We start from the raw sequence: 23,114 nt of genomic DNA on the forward strand, positions 1-23,114 counted from the left end.
TGATGCAGCCCAAGCCGCTGGCTCCACCGCCAGGACAGCATCCCCTCGTGCAGGCCTTGGCGGCGTCGATCCGTAGTGCCTGGGCGGGATTGCCCGGATTGCAGATCCTCCCCTGCGATGAGGATTTGCGCTTCATCCAGGGGCAACTCGATGGCGAGGGCCTATCGATCGGCAACGAGCTTTTTCGCTGCATCGGCCTTCGCAAACTTCATCTGGAGGTTGCGCGACTCGGCAACGGCCTGCAGATCCTCCACAGCGTCTGGTTCCCCGATCCCCACTACGACCTGCCGATCTTCGGGGCCGACATCGTGGCCGGCCCTGCAGGCATCTCTGCCGCGATCGTCGATCTGTCCCCCACCTCCGATGCCTTGCCGGAGCAGCTGATCCAGCGGCTTGATGCCAGGCCATGGCCGGCGTTCCGTCAGGTTCGGGAGCTGCCGGCCTGGGGATCAGCCATCTTCTCGAACAAGGTGTGCTTCATCCGCCCCGATGGTGCTGACGAGGAAGCAGCCTTTCAGGAACTGGTGAGCCATTACCTGCAGGTGATGGCCACCAGCGTGATCGAGGCGACTCCCGAACCGTCCACGGCTCTCACTACAGTCCGCCGGTACGAGGGTCAGTTGAACTATTGCCTTCAGCAGAAACGCAACGACAAGACCCGCCGCGTGCTCGAGAAGGCCTTCGATTCAGCCTGGGCCGATCGCTACATCGACATGCTTCTGTTCGACAACCCTCCGGAACTCTGATGACCCCCAAGCGCTGGTCTGTTCTGGCTGGAAGTTTGGTCATCGCGGTCATCGGCGGCTGGTTGCTGCGGCCGACGCCCGAACCCAAGCCGGTTGAACCGACGGCTGCACCCACGGTTCGTCCCGAAGCGGTAGCGGCCCTGGGGCAGCTGGAGCCCGCCGGGGACATCCGCAATCTGGCGGCTCCCAATGCGGGGATGGCGGGGACACCCCGGGTGGCAGCCCTCAATGTGAATGAGGGTGATCTGATCAAGACCGGCCAGGTGTTGGCGTCCTTCGATCACCGGGATGGACTGCTCGCTGATCTGGAGCGCGTCGATGCGCAGCTGCGCAGCCTCGATCAGGAGATACAGCTTCAGGCCCTTGAGGTAGAGCGCTTCAGCAGAGCCGCCGATTGGGGTGCGGCCGAATTGACTCTGGTGGACAACAAGTTTGAAGAGCTGGTTCGTCTTCAGGGACAGCGGGATCAGGCCCTGGCGGAGCGCAAAGGGCTTCAGGCCGACCTTGTGCTCAGTCAGCTGATCTCGCCCCTTGATGGTGTTGTGCTCAAGCTGCATGCCCGTGCAGGCGAGCGCCCTGGTGCAGAGGGGGTGATGGATGTGGGGGCCAATCAGGCGATGCAGGCCAGCATCGAGGTCTACGAATCCGACATCTCCCTGATCCGTCTCGACCAGTCCGTGCGCCTCATCAGCGAGAACGGTGGTTTCCGAGGTGAACTCGTCGGGCGCGTCCTGCGCATCAGCCCGCAGGTGGAACAACGGTCTGTTCTCTCCACCGATCCCACCGGCGATGCCGACGCCCGCGTTGTGATGGTTGATGTGGTGCTGAACCCTGAAGATGCCGCCAAGGTCAGTCGTCTGGCGGGTTTGAAGGTGATCGCCCGCTTCGATCCATGAACCGGTTCTGGCGGGGGCGTCGGATTCCCCTCTCCTGGCTGTTGCTGACGCGCCAGCCCGTTCGCTTGCTGGTGGCGCTTGCTGGCATCAGTTTCGCGGGAATTCTGATGTTCATGCAGCTTGGATTCCGTGATGGCCTCTTTGACGCCAGCGTCACAGCGCACCGGCTGTTCGATGCTGATGTTGTTCTGATCAGTCCCCGCTCTGCCAGCTCCGTGAGCATGGAGGCCTTTCCAAGGCGGCGGCTGGTTCAGACCCTGGCTGATCCAGACGTCGATGGGGTGACCCCGGTGCATTGGGGGCTGATGCTGTGGCGGAACCCGGAAACGCGGCGCAACCGGTCGATCCTGGCCTTGGGTTTCAATCCCGACGACCCCTTTTTTGTCGATCCCTCCCTGGCTGAGAAAACTGACGCTCTCAAGCAGAAGGGGCGGATCCTCTTCGATCAGCTGTCACGTCCTGAATTCGGACCCATTGCCGATTGGTATCGCGATGGCCATGTGGTGGAAACAGAGATCGCTGGCAACCGCGTCCGGGTGGCGGGTCTGGTGAGCCTGGGCACCAGCTTCGGTGCCGACGGCAACCTGCTCACGAGCACGGAGACGTTCCTCGATCTGATGCCTCAGAAGCCGCCTGGGGCGATCGAAGTGGGTCTGGTGCGGTTGAAGCCTGGCGCGGATCCTGAGCAGGTGGTGTCCCGATTGAGACAGCGACTGCCCAAGGATGTTTCGGTGCTGACCAAGCAGGGCTTCATCGATTTCGAGCAGAACTATTGGAAGAGCAGCACCTCCATCGGTTTCATCTTCACGCTCGGCGCCGCCATGGGCTTCGTGGTGGGCTGCGTGATCGTTTATCAGGTGCTGTACACCGATGTGAGTGATCACCTGCCGGAGTACGCCACTTTGATGGCCATGGGCTATCGCCTCAGCCATCTGTTGGGAGTGGTGGTTCGTGAGGGTTTCTATCTGGCGGCGATGGGGTACGTCCCTGCCTACATGGCCGGTCAGGGGCTGTACTGGTTCGTTCGTGACGCCACCAAGCTGCCCGTCGGCATGGATCTGTCCCGGGCGTTGACCGTTCTGGTGATGATCCTGGTGATGTGCATGTTGTCGTCGTTCCTGGCCATGCGTCGTCTCATCGATGCAGACCCTGCGGAGATCTTCTGATGGCAGCTGTTGTTGTCGACAACCTCTCCCACGCTTTCGGCCAAGGGCAGATGCGCCGCGCGGTTCTTCAGAACATCAGCTTCAGTATCGAGCCGGGCGAAGTGGTGTTGCTGACCGGTCCTTCGGGCTGTGGCAAGACGACACTGCTCACCTTGATCGGCGCCTTGCGGACGGTTCAGCAGGGTGAGGTGTCGGTGCTTGGTGAGTCCCTACATGGTGCAGGCCGTCGGCGCCGCCAGGAGGTGCGCCGGCGCATTGGAATGATTTTTCAGGGGCACAACCTTCTGCGCTGCCTCACGGCTGAACAGAACGTGCAGATGGGAGCCGATCTTCTGCCTGATCTCAGTTACAGGGCGCGCCGGGATGAGGCTCGTCAGTGGCTCCGTGCCGTTGGCCTGGAGGACCACATGGCCAAAGTCCCCCATGACTTGTCCGGTGGACAGAAGCAGCGGGTCGCCATTGCCCGTGCCCTTGCCGCAAACCCCCGCCTTCTCCTGGCTGACGAACCCACCGCTGCCCTGGACAGCCGTACGGGCCGGGAGGTGGTGGAGCTGCTTCGCCGACTCGCCCGTGAACAATCCTGCGCGGTGCTGATGGTGACCCATGACCCGCGCATCGTTGATGTGGCCGATCGCCTGCTTCAGATGGAGGACGGGCGATTAAAGAATGCTGTTTAGTACGATGAAAGTTGACATCAGTGCCCGCAGTCCCGCATGGCCAAGCGCAGAAACCTGAAGAAAGAAAAGCAGGAGCGGAACCGCGCCTACGCCCGCAAGTTCAAGAAGCGCAAGATGCGGAACGATGGCCGTGGTGAAGGCGCTGGTAACGGTGTGACCGGAACCGCCAACAACGGTGGTGCCGCCGACTGATCAACGGATCAGACCATGCATCAAAAAGGGGGCCTGCGGGCCCCTTTTTTGTTGTTCGTAGGGTGGGTGGGCATTTGCATCGGCCGTCGCGATGTTCGTCAGCGTCGTTATTCCGACCTACAACCGACGCCCGATCCTCGAGAAATGCCTCTCGGCACTGGAAGATCAGCAGCTTGCTGGAGCTCTTCAGGACTACGAGGTTGTTGTGGTTGACGACGGTTCCACCGATGGAACGCCGTCATGGCTGAGCGAGCAGTCCCAGCGTTTTCCCCATGTGCGCCTGATCGAGCAGGAGCACGGTGGTCCTGCCGAGGGCCGAAACCGCGGTGTGGATCACGCCCGTGGCGATGTGATCGTCTTCATCGACAGCGATCTGGTGGTCACAGAAACCTTTCTGGCCACCCATGCACGGGCGTTGCAGCAGTGCTGGCAACGGCGCGGTGATCGGCTCTGCTTCACCTACGGCGCTGTCATTAACACCGCCAACTTCGAAGCACCCTGCTCGGAGCGCCACAAATTACGAGACTTGTCCTGGGCTTATTTCGCCACTGGAAATGTGGCCATCGATCGGCAGGTGCTGGAGCGCTCAGGCTTGTTTGACACCGGTTTCCGCCTCTACGGCTGGGAGGACCTGGAACTGGGTGAGCGTCTGCGGCGGATGGGGGTTGAGTTGGTGAAGTGCCCGGACGCTGTCGGCTATCACTGGCACCCCGCCCTGAGTCTCGACCAGATCCCCCGACTTGTGGAAGTGGAGGGTGAACGGGCCCGTATGGGGCTTGTTTTTTACCGCAAACATCCCACCAGGCGGGTGCGGTTGATCATCCAGTTCACCTGGTTCCATCGCATCCTTTGGGAAGTTCTCACCCTCGCTGGGCTGATCAACCCCTCAAGCCTTCGCCCGCTGCTCCGTTGGCTGATCCGGCATGGCTATCCCGGAATGGCGATGGAGTTGCTTCGTTTGCCCCTCAATCGCATCGGTGTGCGTGCCCTGTTCCGTGAAGCCAGAGCGGCAGGGCTTCGCTGATCAACGTTTTGATACCTTCTTTAGGTCCTTTCACTCCGCACACCTGCCCGTTTCGGGTGCACCGTGAGACCAGCTCCTGCTGGTTGTTCAGGTCCCTGGCAGGTGGAGGCGAACCCGAAACCCTCAAACCATGGCTGTTGTCACCCTCGCCGAGATGATGGAGGCAGGTGCCCACTTTGGGCACCAGACTCGTCGTTGGAACCCCAAGATGTCGCGCTACATCTATTGCGCGCGCAACGGCGTTCACATCATCGACCTCGTGCAGACCGCCGTCTGCATGAACAACGCCTACAAGTGGACCCGTTCTGCGGCACGCAGCGGCAAGCGTTTCCTCTTCGTTGGCACCAAGAAGCAAGCCTCTGAAGTTGTGGCGCTGGAAGCCGCCCGCTGCGGAGCCTCTTACGTGAACCAGCGCTGGTTGGGCGGCATGCTCACCAACTGGACCACCATGAAGGCCCGGATCGACCGTCTCAAGGATCTGGAGCGGATGGAGTCCAGCGGCGCCATCGCCATGCGCCCCAAGAAGGAAGGTGCGGTGCTGCGTCGCGAACTCGAGCGTCTTCAGAAGTATCTGGGTGGCCTCAAGAACATGCGTCGCCTTCCCGATGTTGTGGTCCTGGTGGACCAGCGTCGTGAGTCGAATGCGGTGCTCGAAGCCCGCAAGCTCGACATCCCCCTGGTTTCCATGCTGGACACCAACTGTGATCCGGACCTCTGTGAGGTGCCGATTCCCTGCAACGACGACGCCGTTCGTTCTGTGCAACTGATCCTGGGCCGTCTGGCCGATGCGATCAATGAGGGCCGCCACGGTTCCAACGATCAGCGTGGTGGCGACAGCGAAGGCTGATCTCCTCTCACCGCTAAGTTCACGCCGCTGATTCCAATCAGGGAATCGGCGGCGATTCAATTTCCCTTCTCACTGCTCCGACCGATGGCTGCTGCCGTATCCGCCAAGCTTGTCAAAGAACTGCGCGATAAGACCGGCGCGGGGATGATGGATTGCAAAAAGGCCCTGGCCGCCACGGAAGGCGATGCCAACAAGGCTGTTGAGTGGCTTCGCCAGAAAGGCATCGCCAGCGCTGAAAAGAAATCCGGCCGCACCGCCGCAGAGGGTGCCATCGGCAGCTACATCCACACCGGTGCCCGCGTGGGTGTGCTGGTTGAGGTGAACTGCGAAACCGACTTCGTGGCCCGGGGCGACATGTTCCAGTCGCTGCTGCGTGATGTCTCCATGCAGGTGGCGGCATGCCCCAACGTTGAGTACGTCACCACCGACGAGATTCCCGACGAGATCCGTGAGCGGGAAAAGGCGATCGAGATGGGCCGTGACGATCTCGAGGGCAAGCCTGAGCAGATGAAGGAAAAAATCGTTGAGGGCCGCATCGGCAAGCGCCTCAAGGAACTCGCCCTCATGGAGCAGCCCTTCATCAAGGACAGCTCCATCACCGTTGCTGACCTCGTCAAGCAAACCGCTGGCAAGATCGGCGAGAACGTGAAAGTTCGTCGCTTCACCCGTTACACCCTGGGCGAGGGCATCGAGGTGGAAGAGAACGATTTCGCTGCTGAAGTGGCGTCCATGCAGAACGCCGGCTGATTCCCTTGTCCGACCCGGACGTCAGGCCTGCTTACGACCCGTCAGAACAGCTGGCACGCCTTCAACGGTTGTGCCGGCTGCGGGCCGTCGCCCTGTACAGGGAGCAGGCTCTATATCTTCAGGTGCTGAGGGAACTGCTGGAAGGAGCCACACGTCAGGCCCTATTCAATCTTCTCGGTGAGGTTGATCCCTCCCGTTTTGGTCGGCTGCCGGAGTCGACCCGTCAGAATTTCCATGCAGCGGTCACAGACCTGATCGACCGCTGCAGCGTTCTGCTCACAGTTGAGCAGCTGATGCAGCTGGTGCGGCAGATGCAGCAGGAGCAACGGCGCCAACAGGCCCATGCCAGCAGATACATGCTGCAGAAGCTCAGTCGCCAGTCCCAGGAGAGTGCGCCTGAACCCGAGCCACCCACGTCTGAGCTCCCACGGGACGAACCGAGCGGATCCATTCAGTTGAGCTTGGCTTCACCGCTTGAATCCCCCCCGAGGACGGCTTCCCCGGATCCCGTTAAAGAACCCGTCCCTGAAGCCGCAGACAACAAATCCTCGGGTGATTTGGATGTGCTCCGCTCACTGTTCGAGCTGGCCGGTGATGCGATGCAGCAGGCCCAACAGCCCCGTGATCCCGGTGCTGTTCTTGATCCTTCGCTGGACGGCAACGAACACTTTCTCCCGGATGAACCGGATGCGCTGTTGCACTGGATCCAGGCCATGGATCAGGCGCTTGAGCGACGCCTTCGCAACCTGTCCCATGCGGTGAATGTGCAGATGCTGCGGTCAGGACTGGCCCAGACCCTCCTTCCCATCAGCCTTCTGGATGCTGTCCTGAAGGGGCAGGTCGAAACGCAGCCAACCGCCACGAACGTGCTTCGCCTGCGCCTCCCTCTGGCCGTCGGTGAGCTCGACCAGGGCATGGATGTGCTCTGTGTGCTCTTACGCAGCAACGATCTGGAGTTCGACAGCCCACGTCTGCGTCAGTGCCGCAAACGATTGCGCGCTCACCACCATGCTCTGCTCACAATGGTGCGGCAGCAGCGTCATTGGCAGCGTCGCTCCCTGGATCGTGAGGCCCGGACCCATTGGCAGACCCCATCGGATTCAACGCAGCAGCTGAGCGGGGACTGACCAGCGAGCAGCTGTCGCTGCTCCTCACCTGGATGCTTCCCCTTCAGCGCTCGCTGGGCTTGGAGGCCGACCGTGGTTTTCAGAATCTGCAGGGTCGCCAGCAGCGCTTTCATACCTTTCTGCAGCAGCAACTCGCAGCGCCTCCGGCCGTTCCCTTCCCCCAGGGGGTCAGTGAACGCATGTCCAAGCTCAGCTCTGGCTTTGCCGACTATCCGGAGCTCTCTGATCCTGCCCGCCGTCGCTTGGTCACCGATGCCCGTCAGTGGCTGCATGAGCTGCGCCATCGCCTGGAACCCTCGGCTCCGATGGCACCGCCACGCCTCAAGGTTCAGGCGTCGCCCAAGCAGCGTGCTAGCTCACCACTGCAGCTCGATAGTCCCATCACTCAGATCCGTGGTGTGGGTCCAAAATTCGCGGCACGGCTGGCTTCGATCGGCCTGCTTCTGGTGCGTGACCTGCTCCGCTATTACCCCCGTGATCATGTCGATTACTCCGCGATGCGCCGCATTGAGGCGCTGGTGTCAGGGGAAACAGCCACGATCGTCGCCACGATTCGCCGTTGCAACGGATTCGTCAGCCCACGGAACACCAACCTCGCCATCATTGAGCTCCAGCTGCAGGACCCGACCGGTCGCCTGAAGGTGAGCCGTTTCCTGGCGGGCAAACGCTTCAGTTCTCCGGCTTACCTCAAAGGCCAGCAGCGTCTCTACCCCGTTGGTGCCACCGTGGCCGTCAGTGGTCTAGTGAAAGACGGCCCCTACGGCATCACCTTTCAGGATCCGTTGATCGAGGTGCTGGACAGCCCCTCGTCTCCGGTCAAATCCCCCAGCATCGGCCGGCTTCTCCCGGTGTATCCCCTCACCGAAGGGGTTGGCGCGGATCGGTTCCGCAGCCTGATCGATCAGGTTCTGCCCCTCGCGGCATCGTGGCCTGATCCTCTCCCTGCCGCGATGCTGCGGCAATTCCAGCTGCCGGTACTGTCGGAGGCGCTGCAGGCCCTGCATGCGCCCAAGGACCGCGAGAGCCTCGATCGGGGACGGCGCCGGCTGGTGTTCGATGAGTTTCTGCTCCTGCAGCTCGGTCTGTTGCGCCGACGCCAGACGCTGCGCTCCCGGACGGGCCCTGACCTGGATCTCCAATCCAGTACCAATGGGCTTGTGGGGGAGTTCATGGATCTTTTGCCCTTCCGCTTCACTGCAGCCCAACAACGGGTGTTTCAGGAGATCGAAGCCGATCTGGCGCGCAGCGAACCCATGGCCCGTCTGGTGCAGGGTGACGTGGGCTCGGGCAAAACGGTGGTTGCCATTGCAGCGTTGCTCAGCACCATTGCCTCGGGCTGGCAGGGGGCCCTGATGGCCCCAACGGAGGTGTTGGCCGAGCAGCATTACCGCAACCTCTGTCAGTGGCTGCCGCAGCTCCATGTGAGCGTCGCCTTGCTGACGGGATCCACGCCGCGGCCCCGCCGTCGGGAGCTGCTGGATGACCTGGCCAACGGTTCGCTGAAGGTGCTGGTGGGCACCCATGCCTTGCTCGAGGATCCTGTCGTTTTCAACCGCCTGGGGCTAGTGGTGGTGGATGAACAGCACCGTTTCGGTGTGCATCAACGGGATCGCCTGCTCAACAAGGGCTTGCAGCCCCATCTGCTCACCATGACGGCAACACCGATCCCTCGGACCCTGGCGCTCTCGATGCATGGGGATCTCGATGTCAGCCAGATCGATGAATTGCCGCCAGGGCGAACACCGATTCGCACCCGCATGCTCACGGCCGCAAAGCGCGAGAAGGCCTATGAGTTGATTCGTGAGGAGGTGCAGCTGGGCCAGCGGGCCTATGTCGTTCTGCCTCTGGTGGACGAGTCTGAAAAGCTCGAGCTTCGCTCAGCCGTTGAAGTTCACGCTGAATTGGCCTCGGAGGTGTTCCCAGATCTAGCCGTTGGTTTGCTGCATGGGCGTCTCTCCAGTGCTGAAAAGCAGGCAGTGCTGACCGATTTCGCTGCTGGCACGACTCAGGTGCTGGTCTCGACCACGGTGGTGGAAGTGGGCGTGGACGTGCCCGAAGCCAGCGTGATGTTGATCGACCATGCCGAACGTTTCGGCCTGGCGCAGCTGCATCAGTTGCGGGGGCGCGTTGGCCGTGGCGCCGCTGCCTCCCATTGCCTGTTGATCAATGGCAGCTCCAATCCCCTGGCCCGCCAGCGTCTGGATGTGCTGGTGCGCTCCACCGATGGCTTCGAGATCGCCGAGATGGATCTGCGCTTGCGGGGGCCGGGCCAGGTGCTGGGAACCCGACAGTCGGGCCTGCCTGATCTGGCCCTGGCCAGCCTTGCCGATGATGGTGCTGTGCTGGAGGACGCACGAACAGCCGCCCAGGAGCTGTTGAACAACGATCCTGAGCTCAAGCAGCACCCGTTGCTGCGCGAGACCCTGGAGGCCCAGCAGCGTCGCCTCAGCGGTGGCACCCCCTTGAACTGATCCATCCCGTAGCCGCGATTCGATGCGCCCCTGGAGTTCAATTCCGATCGAAGATTGCGGCGAGCCTTTGCAAGCGCTGCCTCCCGCTTTGTTGCGGATGGAACCTCACCCGTACGTGGCGCTGGGGGCGCCCTATGGGACGTCGGGGAATCCCTTTCAATTGCGCCTGGGGGTCGTTCAGCGCCTGCTTCATGCTCAGCAGCAGCTGGTCGAGCACGATCCCCGCCTGCGCTTGAGCATTTTTGATGCCTGGCGGCCGATCGCCGTGCAGGCCTTCATGGTGCACCACAGCATTGCGGAACTCTGCCGTGAACGCGGCGTGGAAGCACGCTCAGGGCATGCCTTCGATCAGGTGGTGGCCGATGTGGGGCGCTTCTGGGCTGCTCCCAGTCGGGATCTTGCGACCCCGCCTCCCCACAGCACCGGTGCGGCTGTTGATCTCACCCTCAGCAGCAGCGATGGAACGCCGCTGGCCATGGGGGGAGAGATTGATGCCATTGGTGCGGTGTCTGAACCGCAGCACTACGCCGGTCGGCAGGATTCCGAAGCTCGACGCTGGCATCAACGCCGGCAGTTGCTGGCTGAAGTGATGGGAGCAGCCGGTTTTGCCCAGCATCCGAACGAGTGGTGGCACTACTCGTTCGGTGATCAGCTCTGGGCCTGGCGAAAAGGTGCAGCTGTGGCGGTCTACGCCGAGGCCGTCAACAGCGCGCTCACTTCCTGATCACCAAGCTTCTCGATGTGGTCCCCGAAGCTGCGACGTCCACCGGCGGCTTTCCAGCTGAGGAGGAGCGGTTCAAGGGTTGTCTCCAGATCATCCAAGGGCAGTTTTTCCAGGTAAGGGCGCGCCAGACGCTGGAGATTTGGGGTGCCGCCGAGCCACAGCTGGTACTGGTTAACACCGTTGCCCACCAAGCCCAGCTCCGCCATGTAGGGGCGGGCACAGCCGTTGGGGCAGCCGGTCATCCTCACCAGCAGGGACTTTTCAATCTCGAGCCGTCGCAGCTGGGCATCGAGGCGATCCAGAACATCCGGAAGGATGCGCTCAGATTCGGTGATGGCGAGCCCGCAGGTGGGTAGAGCTGGGCAGGCGATGGCATGCCTGGCCAGAGGTGCTGGAGCTTCAGGCACCTCAAACCCGAGGGCTTCCAGCTGGGTTCGAATGCTGGCTCGCTGGGAGGTGCCGATGTTGCACAGCAGCAGGTCTTGGTTGGCGGTGAGGCGAATCTCCAGCTGGTAGGTCTCCACCAGCTCCCTCAGCCCTGCCTTGAGATCTCCGTTCAGGCGGCCACAGAGCAGGGGAAGTCCCACGAACCACATCCCTGCCTTCTGGCGATGCCAGCCGAGATAGTCCAAAAGTTTGGCCTTGGGCTCATTGCGCAGCCCCTTGAGGCTTCCCTTGAAGTACGTCGCGCACAGGGTGTCGCGGAACCACTGGATTCCCTTGTCGTGCAGCAGATACTTCATGCGGGCGTGCTTGCGCACCTCCCGATCACCGTGATCCCGTTGCAGCGCCAGGATCGCCTGAACCACATCCAGAACGTCGGCAGCATCGACGTAACCCAAAGGATCCGCCGTGCGGGCGAAGGTCTCCTCCTTGTTGTGGGTGCGGCCCATGCCACCGCCCACGTAGACGTTGCAGCCCCGCAGATCGCCGGAGGGGTCGGTGAAGGCCACCAGGCCGATGTCCTGGGTGAGCAGGTCAACAGAGTTGTCCCCCGGCACGGTGACGGCCACCTTGAATTTCCGGGGTAGGTAGGTGTCCCCGTAGAGAGGTTCCTCAGTGCTGCCGGAAAAAACGCCGCCCTCGCTCTGGCGCTTTCTGGCCTTCTGAACGGCTCGGCTGGGCTTGAAGCGATAACTCAGGTCACCATCCACCCAGAGGTCCAGATAGGCCCCCTCGGCCGCTTCGGGGCTGAGCAGATCAGCAATTTCATCGGCCAGGCGCCGTGCCACGGGATAGCCGCCTTTCTCAAAAGGAGCTGGTGGTGCCATCACATTGCGGTTGATGTCCCCGCAGGCCGCCAGGGTCGAGCCCATGTTGCGAACGATGGTGCCGATCACCTCTTTCAGGTCGGCTTTGGCGATGCCGTGCATCTGGAAGGCCTGACGGGTGGTGGCCCGCAGAGTTCCGTCCCCAAGGCGGTTGGAGAGGTCATCGAGTGCGAGGAACAGTCGGGCAGGGATGCGTCCGCCCGGACTGCGCAGCCGCAGCATCATCTGCCAGCTGCGAACCTTGTCCGTCTTGCGCAATTCGCGGTGGTGCTGTTGGTAGCTGCCGTGAAACTTCAGCAGTTGAACGGCATCTTCCGTGAAGCGAACATCGCCGTTGCTGAGCTCGCTCAACAACGGGTCGCGTAGATGGTCGCTGTCCAGCTTGCGCTGCTCCGCCTTGGACAGCGATTGAGTTCCTGTTTCCGCCACTGCCAAGGAGCCTTCCCCCACCCTGAAAAGGATTTCTTGATTTGAACGTAGCGAAACGGCTTCCAATACAGTCGTTTCCGGCTCTGACCTTGGCGTGACGGCAACCTTTCTTCTGGAAATCGGCACCGAGGAGCTTCCTGCCGATTTCGTCAGGCAAGCGCTTGACCAGCTGCAGCAACGGGTGAGCCGTGATCTGCGCGAGGCAAGGCTTGGCCATGGAGCGGTGTCGGTGTTCGGCACCCCCCGGCGTCTGGTGGTCTCCGTTGCTGATCTGGAGGACCGCCAACCCGATCTTGAGGAAGACCGCAAAGGCCCTCCCGTGGCTCAGGCTTTTAAGGACGGCATCCCAGGGCCAGCGGCGATCGGTTTCGCCAAGCGCTGCGGGGTTGATCCCTCAGCACTTGAGCAGCGTGACACTCCCAAGGGGCCTTGTGTCTTCGCAACCGTGCTCACCCCCGGTCAAGCCTGCGTTGAACTGCTCCAGGGGCTGATCCCCCAATGGATTGATGCGTTGCAGGGCCGGCGGTTCATGCGCTGGGGCACCGGAGCCCAGCGCTTTAGCCGCCCCATCCGCTGGCTGCTGGCGCTGAAGGGTTCAGAGGTGATCCCGGTGGTGCTGGGCGGCGCTGACCCTGAGGTCCGCAGCGATCGTTTCAGCCGTGCCCACCGTCTCCATGGTGACGAGCCACTCTCCATCGCATCAGCGGAGCAGTTTGGAGAGACCCTTGCTGCCGCTGGCGTTGTTGTCGATCGTGCGGAGCGGGCCAAACGAATTCGCACCAGCCTGGACCAGTCGGCACAGGCCGCCAACGGAACTCCCGACTGTCCGGAGTCGCTGTTTGAGGAACTGGTGGACCTGGTCGAAGACCCCAGGATTCTCGAGGGAACCATTGCTGAGCGGTTCCTGCAGCTTCCTCCGGAGGTGATCAGCACGGTGATGCAGGCCCACCAGCGTTATGTGCCGCTGCAGGTGCCTGGTCTGGAAGCAGACCCGCTCCGACTCACCGCTGAGGCTGTGCTTCGGCCCCAGTTCCTTTTGGTGGGCAATGGCCTGGCCCCGGCGTCGTCCTTGATTGTTCGCGGCAATGAACGCGTGCTTGGAGCTCGCCTGGCGGATGCCGAATTTTTCCTCGATGTTGACCGGCGTCAGTCCAGCGAATCCCGGCGTGAAGCCCTCGATCGTGTCACCTTCGCCGAAGGCCTGGGAAGTCTTCTGGACCGCTCCGAGCGAATCGAGCGGCTCACGGGCCTTCTGTTGAAGCAACTCGGTCTGGATCAGGGCGTGGTGTATCCGGCCCAGCGTGCCGCTCATTTCTGCAAGAACGATCTGGTCAGCCAGATGGTGGGTGAGTTCCCTGAACTTCAGGGCCTGATGGGGGGCAAATACCTCCTGGAGGAGGGAGAACCCCGCGATGTTGCTCTCGCTGTGGTGGAGCACTATCTGCCCCGGGGAGCCGGTGATGCTCTGCCCGCAACCCCCGCGGGAGCCGTTGTGGCCTTGGCGGAACGGCTCGAGCTGCTGCTCAGCATCTTTGCCAAGGGAGAGCGACCAACCGGATCCTCCGACCCCTATGCCCTGCGGCGGGCCGGCAATGGTGTTGTGCAGATTCTCTGGGGCATGGCCTGGCGCCTAGACCTCATGGCCTTCCTCAGCAACGCCGTGGAGGAGTGGGCTGCTCTGTTCCCGGCCTTTTCGGTGGATGCCAGCCAACTGCATAACGACCTCTGTCAGCTGATGAGGCAGCGGATCGTGTCTCAACTGGAAGACGACGGCTTTGTACCTGATCTGGTGCAGGCTGTGGCTGGTGATGCCGTCTCCAGCCAGCGTCTGCTCAGTGATCCCCTGGATGTCAAGCAGCGGATTCAACTGTTGCGTGACCTTCGGGACAGCGGTCAGCTGGATGCCGTCCAGGCGGTGGTGCAGCGGGCAGCGAATCTTGCCGAAAAAGGTGATCTGGCACGCGATCAGCTTGTGGCCGGCGATGTAGTCGAGCCCGAACGGTTCGAGTCCGCCAGTGAGAAGGATCTGTTCGCAGCTCTGGAGCAGCTGCAGCCATTGGCTCAGCGGCGGTCTTATCAGGCCCTTGCCGATGCGCTCGTCGCGGCAACCCCGGCGCTCCAGGCCTTCTTTGATGGTGACACCAGCGTGATGGTGATGGTCGACGATGCCGCGCTGAGGCTCAATCGCCTCAACCTGTTGGCGGTCCTGCGCAATCAGGCTTCGGTCTTGGCCGAATTTGAATCGATTCAATCCAAATGAAGGCAGCCCTGGTCTCTGCGGCTAAGCAGGGGCCAGCCGCTTGAGCCGCAATGTCTGATCAACAGACGACCACCACCCAGCCGCCTGTGGTGATCCGCCAGGGAGGAAATGGTCTGGGCAGCGTGATTGCGGCGCTGATCTTGGCTGCTGCCGCCGTTTACGCCATCAACGTCTGGTCGACGACCAAGAAAGAAACATCCCCCGCCAAGAGCATTGAGCAGGGGATAGAGCGGATCAAGGATGCCGCTGGCAAGGCGATCGAGTCACGCAACTGACCAGCAGCAATATCATTGATGTTGAAGTGATGTTGAGGGCCGGCCTCCCTCAGGAGACGCCGGCCTTTTCCTTCGACTCTGAACCTTTGGAGTTCCCCTCCTTGGATTCGCCAGCCTGAGCCTTGATCTGCTGGGCCGCTTCCTCCGCCAGGAAATCACCGTCGGAACGGCCAACGGCCGAAGGAACAGGGGTGTAGACGGATGGAGCCAGAGCCTCGCCACGTATCAGGCTGCCCAGGGTGCGGAGGGTGAGCTTGATCTGCTGCCAGGGGTTCATCATCACCACCCGTTTGTACAGGTAGCTGTCAAACGTCAGCTTCTGCACGTCCTTGTCATCGCACATCTCGACGAAGGCTTCCCGGGCAGCGTCGTTGCGATAGAAGATCCGCTGCAGGATGTCGAGCACCGCATAGGTGGCACCGTATTTGCGGTCCCAGCGCTTGAGGTAGGTCGACTTGATCTGCTTTTCGGTGGGGATGGAGGCGCCGTTGTTGGAAATTTCCACAATCGCTTCGGCACACATCCGGCCGCTCTTGGCAGCGAAATAAATGCCTTCCCCGGAGCTCTTGGTGACGTAGCCCGCTGCATCGCCCACCAAGGCCATGCGGCCCACAACCCGGCGCGGACGGGGGTGCTCAGGAATTGGGTGGGCTTCCACCTTGATCACTTCGCCCTGGAACAGGCGCTTGTTGGCCCGCTCACGAATGCCCCTTTGCAGACCCTTGATCAGGCTCTGGTTCTGCTGCATGGTTCCTGTTCCCACGGCCACGTGGTCGTATTTGGGAAACACCCAGGCATAGAAGTCGGGAGAGACGTCTGTTCCGACGTACATCTCAGCCAGATCTTCGTAGTAGGTCATCTCCTCAGCAGGAAGCTTGATCCGTTCCTGGAAGGCGATGGCCACGTTGTAATCCCCGGCGTCCATGGCTTTCGCCACCCGGGAGTTGGCGCCATCGGCACCGATGATCAGATCCACAGCTAGAGACTTCTGCTCACCGGTGGGGCCACCACCGCTGTAGTCGGCGTAATAAATGGTGTATGGGCCCTGACGGTCTGCACCGGTGTCGATCTTCTGCACCAGACCGTTGATCAGAGTTGTGCCCAGATCGGCGGCGCGGTTGCGCAGGAAGGCATCGAACACCTCACGACGGCACATGCCGATGTAGGCGTTTGCGTCGTACCCGAGTGGATCGAGCTTGATGTCCACCTCCCGGTTGGAAGGGGAGATCATCTTCATGTTGCGGACCTTGCGGTCGATGATTTCGTCGGGCAGGTCGAACTCTTCGACCATGCAAAGCGGAATGGCTCCACCACAGGGTTTGGCGTTGTCGAGTTTGCGCTCGAACAGCCAGGTTTCAATTCCCGCCTTGGCCAGAATTTCGGCAGCACAGGAGCCACTTGGGCCACCGCCGATAACCGCAACTCGCAACATCTCAGCCCGTCTCCGCTGGATTGTTTTGTGAAGCTATCACTGTCACAACAACCATTGTGGGTTGAGCTGGCTGCTGCCTTTACGATCGAAACAACACGCATCAGCGCCTTGGTTCGGGCCTCCTCTGCGCGACGCATCGAGCGGGAGGACATTCCGGTCGCTCGACGAACACGGCAGCCGCGTCAACGCAAGGGAATTGGCGCAGCTGGATTGCTGTTTGGGCTTGTTCTCGTCTGTGCCGGAAGCCTGGCTGTGGTGATGCTGGTTCCCACGCTGCTGTCACGGCGCCAGCCCACGCAGAGCCTTGAGATTTCAGGCTTTCGTGAACGTCCTGACGCCGATGGCCGACTCCTGGGCCACTTCCCTTACGGAGAGGCTGACGCTGATCAACTCATCGTCTTTGAACCGGGGATCGAGCTGAATGTGAAAGCCGCCGAGGCCCTCGACACGATGATGCGTGCCGCCTTGGCTGACGGGATCGATCTGCGTTTGCTCAGTGGATTCCGCTCCCTTGCCCTCCAGGAATCGATCTTCTTTGATGTGGCCTCCGAACGGAACCAGACCGCCGAAGAGCGAGCCCAGGTGTCAGCTCCACCGGGCTACTCCGAGCACAGCACGGGTTACGCCGTCGATCTAGGCGATGGCCGTTTCCCTGAGACCAACCTCTCCCAGAGCTTTCAAGACACCGCCGCCTTTCGCTGGTTGCAGGACCATGCGGCGAGATATCACTTCGTGTTGTCCTTCCCTGAGGGCAACAAACAGGGTGTGATGTACGAGCCCTGGCATTGGCGCTACGAGGGCAATGCGGATGCGCTGCGTTTGTTCGAGCCGGCCAGTCGGTTCTCCAGGCGCGACCCTTGACCGTTCCCGAACTGCTGTCACCTGCCGGCGACTGGGCTGCGATGAAGGCGGCCGCTGCCTCCGGTGCCGATGCGGTGTATTTCGGCGTTGATGCCTTCAACGCCCGCCAGCGGGCTGAGAATTTCCGACTGCAAGACCTTCCTGAAGTGATGCAGTGGCTGCATCAGCGGGGGGTGAAGGGATTCCTCACCTTCAACGTGTTGGTGTTCAGCGATGAACTGGAGGCAGCGGCTCAGTTGCTGATCGCTGCAGATCGAGCCGGTGTGGATGCGGTGATTGTCCAGGACGTGGGGCTCTGTCGCCTGGCCCAGCGGCTGGTGCCGAATCTCTGTGTGCATGGCTCAACCCAGATGTCGATCACCAGTGCCGCGGGGATTGCCCAGGCTGCGGCGCTTGGTTGCCAGCGGGTGGTGCTGGCCCGTGAGCTGTCCCTGCGTGATCTAGAGCGACTGCAGACACAACTGGTTCAGCGGAACCTTGCGATGCCGTTAGAGGTGTTTGTGCATGGCGCCCTTTGCGTCGCCTATTCCGGTCAATGTCTGACCAGTGAATCCCTCGGGCAGCGCAGTGCCAATCGAGGTGAGTGTGCCCAGGCCTGTCGCCTGCCCTACGAAATGGTGGTGGATGGGCAACCCCACCCCCTTGAAGACCAGCGCTATCTCCTCTCGCCCCAGGATCTGGCGGCTTGGGAGCTGCTGCCAGAGTTGCAGCGCATCGGCGTGGCCAGCCTCAAGATCGAGGGGCGTCTGAAGGACGCTGCCTACGTGGCTGCCGTCACCGACGCCTATCGCCAGCGCCTGGATCAAACCCCCGCTTCGGCGCCGCAGGTGCAACGCCAGCTTGAGCTGGCATTTTCCCGAGGTCTTTCCACCGGCTGGCTGGAAGGGGTGAACCATCGCCGTTTGGTGCATGGCCGCTGGAGCAAGAAGCGGGGCCCGCTGCTGGGGCAGTTGCTACGGGTGGAGCGGGGTGGTTGGTTGCATCTGCGCAGCCGGGAACAGCTGCATCCCGGGCAGGGCCTTGTGCTGGAACAACTGTCGTCCGATCCTCTGCAGCCGCCTCGGGAGATCGGTGGCCGGATCATGGCGTGTGAGCGGATGGGCGACGAACGCTGGAAGCTGCGCCTGGGGCCCGATCGTGTGGATGGCTCTGGCTTGAGACCTGGCGCCTCGGTTTGGCTCACCAGTGATCCCGATTGGCAGTCACGTTGGCAGCGTGCCGCCCGTCGCACGGTTGAGGTTCGGTCCAGGGATCTGGCGCTGCGGGTGTCCGGTCGGCTGGATGCACCGCTGGAGTTGCAGGTGCTGGAGCCCCAGGGATTTGAGCTGAAGCTCTGCAGCACCATGCCGCTCCAGAGTGCTTCGCAGCGCCCCTTGGACCGGGAACGGCTTGAGCAGCAATTGGGACGCCTGGGGGGAACCGGTTGGTTGCTTCAGCATTTGGAGATCGAACTGGAGGGCGATTTTTTTCTGCCCGTGGCGGAACTGAACCGAATGCGCAGGGCTCTGCTGGAGCAGTTGGAGGCCACAGGGGACTGCAGCACCGACTCAGGGCCTGTCCCTGCAGCCACCAAAACGGCAGACCAAACGAAGCTGCTGGCTCAGATGTGCCCACCAGCTTTCGCTCACCTCAGCGAGACCAAGCCAGGCTTGGTGGTGCTGGTGCGAAGCCTGGAGCAGCTGCAGGCCTTGGTGGATCTCTCCGGCACGGACCTGCCGATTCGCTCGGTGGTGGCGGATCTCGAGCAGCCTCGGGAGCTGCGGGAAGCGGTGGCGATCGGTCGAGGCTGCTGGCCGGAGGGTGTATGGCTGGCCGGTGCACGGATCACACGGCCGGATGAACGCTGGTCGCTTGAGCCACTGATTCGGGCCCGTCCTGACGGTTTCCTGGTGCGAAATGCCGATCAGCTGGAGGTGCTGACGCCGCTGGCCCCCTGCATTGGTGACTTTTCCCTCAACACCGCCAACCCCCTGAGTTTCCACTGGTATCGCGACCATTGGGCGCTGCAGCGGCTCACGGCCAGTTACGACCTCAACCTTCAGCAACTGCTGGATCTGGCCGCCGCCGTTGATCCAGTGCTGCTGGAGGTCACCCTGCACCAGCACATGCCGTTGTTCCACATGGAGCATTGCCTGTTCTGTGCATTCCTCTCGGATGGCAAGGACCACACCGATTGCGGTCGTCCCTGTGAGAAGCACCACGTCACCCTGCGGGATCGCAGTGGCGTTGAACATCCCCTGCGGGCTGATCTGGGTTGTCGGAACACTCTTTTCAATGGCACGGCGCAATCGGGCGTTGAAGCGCTTCCGTCGCTGCTGAGGGCAGGCGTGCGCAGGATCCGGCTCGAACTTCTCGATGAGGATGCCGCTGCGACGCACCGGCGCGTCAGCCTTTACGCCGAGGCTCTGGCGGGTCGGATGGCCACCCAGGAGGTCTGGTCCCGGGAGCAGATCCACCACCAGCTGGGCGTCACCCGCGGCAGCCTGCGCAGCAAGGGTCCGGAGCGCACCAGTCGATTCTCACGTTGAGATAACCTGTCGCACTGCGCCTTTGGCGTTCTTCACAAATACTTACGGTCAGCCCGCATGAGCGCCAACAACAAGGCGATCCGCAACATCGCGATCATCGCCCACGTTGACCACGGCAAGACGACTCTGGTCGATTCGCTGTTGGCGCAGTCAGGAATTTTCCGCGACAACGAGGCCGTCCCCACCTGTGTGATGGACTCCAACGACCTGGAGCGTGAGCGGGGCATCACGATCCTGTCGAAAAACACGGCTGTTACCTACAACGACACCCGGATCAACATCGTTGACACCCCTGGTCACGCCGATTTCGGTGGAGAAGTGGAGCGGGTGCTGGGCATGGTTGACGGTTGCCTGCTGATCGTGGATGCCAACGAGGGGCCGATGCCCCAGACCCGTTTTGTGCTGAAGAAGGCCCTCGAGCAGGGCCTGCGTCCGATCGTGTTCGTCAACAAGATCGACCGGGCCCGGGTGGATCCCGAGACCGCCGTAGACAAGGTGCTCGACCTCTTCATCGAACTCGGCGCTGACGATGATCAGTGCGATTTCCCCTACCTGTTCGGCAGCGGTCTCGGAGGCTTCGCCAAGCCCGACATGAAGACCGACAGCGACAACATGCGTCCGCTGTTCGATGCCATCCTGCGCCACGTTCCGCCCCCGGTTGGTGATCCGGAGAAGCCCCTCCAGCTGCAAATCACCACCCTTGACTATTCCGACTTCCTCGGCCGGATCATCATTGGTCGCGTTCACAACGGAAAAATCAAGCAGGGTCAGAACGCTGCGCTGATCAAGGACGACGGCAGCATCAAGAAGGGCCGCATCAGCAAGCTGCTGGGCTTCGAGGGTCTGCAGCGCGTCGAGATCGAAGAGGCGTCTGCCGGTGATCTGGTGGCCGTGGCTGGCTTTGACGACGTCAACATCGGCGAAACCATCGCCTGCCCCGATGAGCCCACCGCTCTGCCGCTGATCAAGGTGGATGAGCCCACCCTGCAGATGACCTTCGTCGTCAACGATTCACCCTTTGCGGGCAAGGAAGGCAAGTTCGTCACCAGCCGTCAGGTGCGTGACCGCCTGCAGCGTGAGTTGCTCACCAACGTTGCCCTACGTGTGGAAGACACCGATTCACCGGACCGTTTTGCGGTGAGTGGTCGTGGTGAGCTGCACCTCGGCATCCTGATCGAGACCATGCGCCGTGAGGGCTATGAGTTCCAGGTGTCCCAGCCGCAGGTGATTTACCGCACCATCGATGGCACCCCCTGCGAGCCGGTGGAAACCCTGGTGATGGATGTGCCTGAACCAGCGGTGGGCAGCTGCATCGAAAAACTGGGCACCCGCAAGGGCGAGATGCAGAACATGGAAACCAGCGCTGATGGCCGCACCCAGCTGGAGTTCATCGTTCCCTCCCGTGGTCTGATCGGTTTCCGCGGTGAATTCATCCGGGCCACCCGCGGCGAAGGAATCATGAGCCATTCCTTCTATGAATACCGGCCGATGATGGGTGAATTCGACACCCGCCGGAACGGTGTGCTGATCGCCTTCGAAGAGGGAACAGCAACGTTCTATGCCCTCAAGAATGCCGAGGATCGCGGCCAGTTCTTCATCAGCCCGGGCACCAAGGTCTACAAGGGAATGATCATCGGGGAATACAACCGGCCTCAGGACCTCGAGATCAACGTCTGCAAGACCAAGCAGCTCACCAACATGCGTTCCGCGGGCGCTGAGGAACTTGACACACTGCAAGCACCTGTGCAAATGACTCTAGAGCGCGCGCTGGAATACATCGGTCCCGATGAGATGCTCGAAGTCACGCCCGAGTCGATCCGACTGCGCAAACTTCCCGGCAAGAAGCCGGCCAAGTCCAAGCGCTAATGCCTCAGGCGGACCCTCGCTTTCAGCAGGGTGTGGAGCTCTTCAATGCAGGTGAGTGGTACGCCGCTCATGACCTGTTTGAGGAGCTCTGGCATGAAACAGCTGATCCGGAACGGCGCAGCCTTCAGGGGATCCTGCAGGTGGCAGTAGCGCAGTTGCACCTGCAACGGGGCAACCGGCGGGGGGCCACGATTCTTTTCGGTGAAGCTCTGGGTCGTCTCAAGCGTCCGGGAACCCCAGATCTTGGTCTTGACCTCCCGTTGTTATGCCGTGCTGCGCAACAGCGGCTCGAGGCGCTTCAGCAGGATGGGGATCCCGAGTCATGCACTGTCCCTGTTCTGGAGTTCATGCGCTGAAGCGCCGGTAATCTCGATGAACTTGGGCAGGTGGTGTGGCAGTGAAAGCAATGCTCCGTTTTCGGAGGCTTCTTTTAGCTCTGCCCCTTCTGGCCACTCTGTTGCCCCTGTTGTCGGCCCAGGCTCAGCAAACGGCTGACGCAGGCGTCATCACGATTGAGTCTGATCTTCAATCGGCCGACAACGGCACCGGTGTGATCACCGCCAGCGGCAATGTTCGCTTGGTGCACGCCGGTCGTGGTTTGGTGGCCACCAGCCGACAGGCCCAGTACTTCACGGAGGAAGACCGGATTGTGCTGAGTGGTGATGTGGATGTGATCCAGGCTGATGGCAACCAGCTCCGTGCTGATCGCTTCACCTATTTGCTGGACGAAGGTCGTGCGATTGCCAGCCCTGTTCCCGGCCAGCAAGTGTTCAGTCAGTGGTCGCTCACACCCAGTGAACCCGTGCTTGACGTTCAGGCCGAGACCAACCCGGTGACTCCATGACACTGGAACTCTCGAATGTCTCGATCACCCTTGGGGGCCGTCAATTGGTGAAGGGCTTGGATCTGAAGCTTGCCCCCGGCGAGGTGGTCGGCCTGCTCGGTCCCAATGGAGCTGGAAAAACCACCACCTTCAACTTGGTGATTGGTTTGCTCTCCCCTGATCAGGGCGAGGTGATTGTGAACGGTGAGCGGGTCACCCATCTGCCCATGCCGGAGCGAGCACGGCTTGGTGTGGGTTACCTGCCCCAGGAAGCCAGTGTGTTTCGCAATCTCACGGTGCGTGAAAATCTTGATATCGCCCTTGAACAGACCGATCTCAGTTCCGAGCAGCGTCGCGATCGGCGCCAGCAGTTGATCGAGGACTTTCACCTCAGCGCGTTCATCAACCGTCTTGGCTTCCAACTCTCCGGGGGGGAACGTCGCCGTTGCGAAGTGGCCAGGGCACTGGCCTCGGGTGCCAACGGACCGACGTATCTGCTTTTGGATGAACCCTTTGCCGGCGTCGACCCCCTTGCGGTGGCGGATCTGCAGCAGCTGATCGAGGTGTTGCGCTCCCGGAGCATGGGGATTCTGATCACCGATCACAACGTGCGCGAAACCCTGGCCACCACCGATCGGGCTTACATCCTCAACGATGGTGCGGTGTTGGCCGCAGGACGTTCCGAGGAGGTGGCAGCTGATCCAAAGGTGCGTCGTTATTACCTCGGGGAGGGATTCCAACTGTGATTCTGG

General features: G+C 61.7%; 21 protein-coding genes. 19 read left to right on the forward strand and 2 right to left on the reverse strand.

Going from position 1 to position 23,114, the window contains the following annotated elements; all coding sequences use genetic code 11:
- The first annotated feature begins 2 nt into the window (after nucleotides 1-2).
- The 11 genes from DXY33_RS08705 (at nucleotide 3) to DXY33_RS08755 (ending at nucleotide 10,617) form a co-directional block, all read left to right on the forward strand.
- Nucleotides 3-746, forward strand: a complete 744-nt coding sequence (locus tag DXY33_RS08705) for a phycocyanobilin:ferredoxin oxidoreductase (RefSeq protein ID WP_115132810.1) — start codon at nucleotides 3-5, stop codon at nucleotides 744-746.
- Nucleotides 746-1,642 (forward strand): HlyD family efflux transporter periplasmic adaptor subunit, encoded by an 897-nt coding sequence (locus tag DXY33_RS08710; protein WP_115132551.1) that lies wholly within the window; start codon nucleotides 746-748, stop codon nucleotides 1,640-1,642. Before DXY33_RS08705 ends, DXY33_RS08710 begins: the two co-directional genes overlap by 1 nt.
- The gene (gene devC, locus DXY33_RS08715; RefSeq protein ID WP_115132552.1) at nucleotides 1,639-2,808 is read left to right on the forward strand and encodes an ABC transporter permease DevC; all 1,170 of its coding nucleotides are present in this window, start codon (nucleotides 1,639-1,641) and stop codon (nucleotides 2,806-2,808) included. The genes DXY33_RS08710 and devC overlap by 4 nt, the downstream gene beginning before the upstream one ends.
- Nucleotides 2,808-3,485, forward strand: coding sequence for a DevA family ABC transporter ATP-binding protein (locus tag DXY33_RS08720; RefSeq protein ID WP_115132553.1), 678 nt, complete (start codon nucleotides 2,808-2,810; stop codon nucleotides 3,483-3,485). The genes devC and DXY33_RS08720 overlap by 1 nt, the downstream gene beginning before the upstream one ends.
- 36 nt (nucleotides 3,486-3,521) lie before the next feature.
- Nucleotides 3,522-3,677, forward strand: a complete 156-nt coding sequence (locus DXY33_RS08725) for a hypothetical protein (RefSeq protein WP_006850288.1) — start codon at nucleotides 3,522-3,524, stop codon at nucleotides 3,675-3,677.
- A gap of 91 nt (nucleotides 3,678-3,768) precedes the next feature.
- On the forward strand, nucleotides 3,769-4,701 hold the full coding sequence (locus DXY33_RS08730; RefSeq protein ID WP_115132554.1) for a glycosyltransferase family 2 protein: 933 nt from the start codon (nucleotides 3,769-3,771) through the stop codon (nucleotides 4,699-4,701).
- Between the two features lie 130 nt (nucleotides 4,702-4,831).
- Entirely contained in the window at nucleotides 4,832-5,548 is a 717-nt protein-coding gene (gene rpsB / locus DXY33_RS08735) for a 30S ribosomal protein S2 (protein ID WP_006850376.1), read from the forward strand.
- Between the two features lie 84 nt (nucleotides 5,549-5,632).
- Nucleotides 5,633-6,295, forward strand: coding sequence for a translation elongation factor Ts (gene tsf / locus DXY33_RS08740; protein WP_038555235.1), 663 nt, complete (start codon nucleotides 5,633-5,635; stop codon nucleotides 6,293-6,295).
- Nucleotides 6,296-6,300: 5 nt separating this feature from the next.
- Nucleotides 6,301-7,422 carry a hypothetical protein gene (locus DXY33_RS08745; RefSeq protein ID WP_115132811.1) on the forward strand — a complete coding sequence of 374 codons (1,122 nt, stop codon included), beginning with the start codon at nucleotides 6,301-6,303 and terminating at the stop codon, nucleotides 7,420-7,422.
- Complete coding sequence (recG, locus tag DXY33_RS08750; RefSeq protein ID WP_115132555.1) at nucleotides 7,377-9,893, forward strand: ATP-dependent DNA helicase RecG; 2,517 nt, start codon at nucleotides 7,377-7,379, stop codon at nucleotides 9,891-9,893. Before DXY33_RS08745 ends, recG begins: the two co-directional genes overlap by 46 nt.
- A 22-nt stretch (nucleotides 9,894-9,915) precedes the next feature.
- Entirely contained in the window at nucleotides 9,916-10,617 is a 702-nt protein-coding gene (locus DXY33_RS08755) for a M15 family metallopeptidase (RefSeq protein ID WP_115132556.1), read from the forward strand.
- On the opposite strand, the gene DXY33_RS08760 is transcribed toward DXY33_RS08755, so the two are convergent.
- The gene (locus tag DXY33_RS08760; RefSeq protein ID WP_115132812.1) at nucleotides 10,581-12,323 is read right to left on the reverse strand and encodes an NADPH-dependent assimilatory sulfite reductase hemoprotein subunit; all 1,743 of its coding nucleotides are present in this window, start codon (nucleotides 12,321-12,323) and stop codon (nucleotides 10,581-10,583) included. The two genes, DXY33_RS08755 and DXY33_RS08760, sit on opposite strands and share 37 nt — an antisense overlap.
- Before the next feature lie 88 nt (nucleotides 12,324-12,411).
- Between DXY33_RS08760 and glyS the strand changes: the two genes are divergently transcribed.
- A complete protein-coding gene (gene glyS, locus DXY33_RS08765; protein ID WP_115132557.1) occupies nucleotides 12,412-14,577 on the forward strand; it encodes a glycine--tRNA ligase subunit beta in 2,166 nt (721 codons plus the stop codon).
- A 50-nt stretch (nucleotides 14,578-14,627) separates the two neighbouring features.
- Nucleotides 14,628-14,852, forward strand: coding sequence for a hypothetical protein (locus tag DXY33_RS08770; protein ID WP_244275970.1), 225 nt, complete (start codon nucleotides 14,628-14,630; stop codon nucleotides 14,850-14,852).
- 49 nt (nucleotides 14,853-14,901) lie between these two features.
- Here the strand turns inward: DXY33_RS08770 and chlP are convergent, their stop codons facing one another.
- Entirely contained in the window at nucleotides 14,902-16,284 is a 1,383-nt protein-coding gene (gene chlP / locus DXY33_RS08775; protein WP_115132558.1) for a geranylgeranyl reductase, read from the reverse strand.
- 108 nt (nucleotides 16,285-16,392) lie between these two features.
- On the opposite strand from chlP, the gene DXY33_RS08780 reads away from it, so the two are divergent.
- Genes DXY33_RS08780 through lptB form a run of 6 tightly spaced genes read left to right on the forward strand, consistent with a single transcriptional unit; the run spans nucleotide 16,393 to nucleotide 23,108 of the window.
- On the forward strand, nucleotides 16,393-17,145 hold the full coding sequence (locus DXY33_RS08780; RefSeq protein ID WP_115132814.1) for a M15 family metallopeptidase: 753 nt from the start codon (nucleotides 16,393-16,395) through the stop codon (nucleotides 17,143-17,145).
- Complete coding sequence (locus DXY33_RS08785; RefSeq protein WP_115132559.1) at nucleotides 17,142-19,673, forward strand: U32 family peptidase; 2,532 nt, start codon at nucleotides 17,142-17,144, stop codon at nucleotides 19,671-19,673. The genes DXY33_RS08780 and DXY33_RS08785 overlap by 4 nt, the downstream gene beginning before the upstream one ends.
- A gap of 57 nt (nucleotides 19,674-19,730) precedes the next feature.
- On the forward strand, nucleotides 19,731-21,539 hold the full coding sequence (gene typA, locus DXY33_RS08790) for a translational GTPase TypA (protein ID WP_114989070.1): 1,809 nt from the start codon (nucleotides 19,731-19,733) through the stop codon (nucleotides 21,537-21,539).
- On the forward strand, nucleotides 21,539-21,895 hold the full coding sequence (locus DXY33_RS08795) for a DUF309 domain-containing protein (protein ID WP_114989071.1): 357 nt from the start codon (nucleotides 21,539-21,541) through the stop codon (nucleotides 21,893-21,895). The genes typA and DXY33_RS08795 overlap by 1 nt, the downstream gene beginning before the upstream one ends.
- A gap of 50 nt (nucleotides 21,896-21,945) precedes the next feature.
- Complete coding sequence (locus DXY33_RS08800; protein ID WP_115132560.1) at nucleotides 21,946-22,383, forward strand: LptA/OstA family protein; 438 nt, start codon at nucleotides 21,946-21,948, stop codon at nucleotides 22,381-22,383.
- Nucleotides 22,380-23,108, forward strand: a complete 729-nt coding sequence (gene lptB, locus DXY33_RS08805) for an LPS export ABC transporter ATP-binding protein (protein WP_115132561.1) — start codon at nucleotides 22,380-22,382, stop codon at nucleotides 23,106-23,108. The genes DXY33_RS08800 and lptB overlap by 4 nt, the downstream gene beginning before the upstream one ends.
- Nucleotides 23,109-23,114 lie beyond the last annotated feature (6 nt).

Origin of the sequence: Synechococcus sp. N26, assembly GCF_900473975.1 — a bacterium.
GTDB lineage: Bacteria > Cyanobacteriota > Cyanobacteriia > PCC-6307 > Cyanobiaceae > Parasynechococcus.

Coding starts and splice junctions, on each gene's coding strand:
- DXY33_RS08800 (WP_115132560.1), top strand. CDS start 21,946: ATGCTCCGTTTTCGGAGGCTTCTTTTAGCTCTGCCCCTTCTGGCCACT.
- DXY33_RS08795 (WP_114989071.1), top strand. CDS start 21,539: ATGCCTCAGGCGGACCCTCGCTTTCAGCAGGGTGTGGAGCTCTTCAAT.
- tsf (WP_038555235.1), top strand. CDS start 5,633: ATGGCTGCTGCCGTATCCGCCAAGCTTGTCAAAGAACTGCGCGATAAG.
- DXY33_RS08710 (WP_115132551.1), top strand. CDS start 746: ATGACCCCCAAGCGCTGGTCTGTTCTGGCTGGAAGTTTGGTCATCGCG.
- DXY33_RS08755 (WP_115132556.1), top strand. CDS start 9,916: ATGCGCCCCTGGAGTTCAATTCCGATCGAAGATTGCGGCGAGCCTTTG.
- devC (WP_115132552.1), top strand. CDS start 1,639: ATGAACCGGTTCTGGCGGGGGCGTCGGATTCCCCTCTCCTGGCTGTTG.
- chlP (WP_115132558.1), bottom strand. CDS start 16,284: ATGTTGCGAGTTGCGGTTATCGGCGGTGGCCCAAGTGGCTCCTGTGCT.
- DXY33_RS08770 (WP_244275970.1), top strand. CDS start 14,628: ATGTCTGATCAACAGACGACCACCACCCAGCCGCCTGTGGTGATCCGC.
- lptB (WP_115132561.1), top strand. CDS start 22,380: ATGACACTGGAACTCTCGAATGTCTCGATCACCCTTGGGGGCCGTCAA.
- DXY33_RS08720 (WP_115132553.1), top strand. CDS start 2,808: ATGGCAGCTGTTGTTGTCGACAACCTCTCCCACGCTTTCGGCCAAGGG.
- DXY33_RS08730 (WP_115132554.1), top strand. CDS start 3,769: ATGTTCGTCAGCGTCGTTATTCCGACCTACAACCGACGCCCGATCCTC.
- typA (WP_114989070.1), top strand. CDS start 19,731: ATGAGCGCCAACAACAAGGCGATCCGCAACATCGCGATCATCGCCCAC.
- rpsB (WP_006850376.1), top strand. CDS start 4,832: ATGGCTGTTGTCACCCTCGCCGAGATGATGGAGGCAGGTGCCCACTTT.
- DXY33_RS08705 (WP_115132810.1), top strand. CDS start 3: ATGCAGCCCAAGCCGCTGGCTCCACCGCCAGGACAGCATCCCCTCGTG.
- DXY33_RS08725 (WP_006850288.1), top strand. CDS start 3,522: ATGGCCAAGCGCAGAAACCTGAAGAAAGAAAAGCAGGAGCGGAACCGC.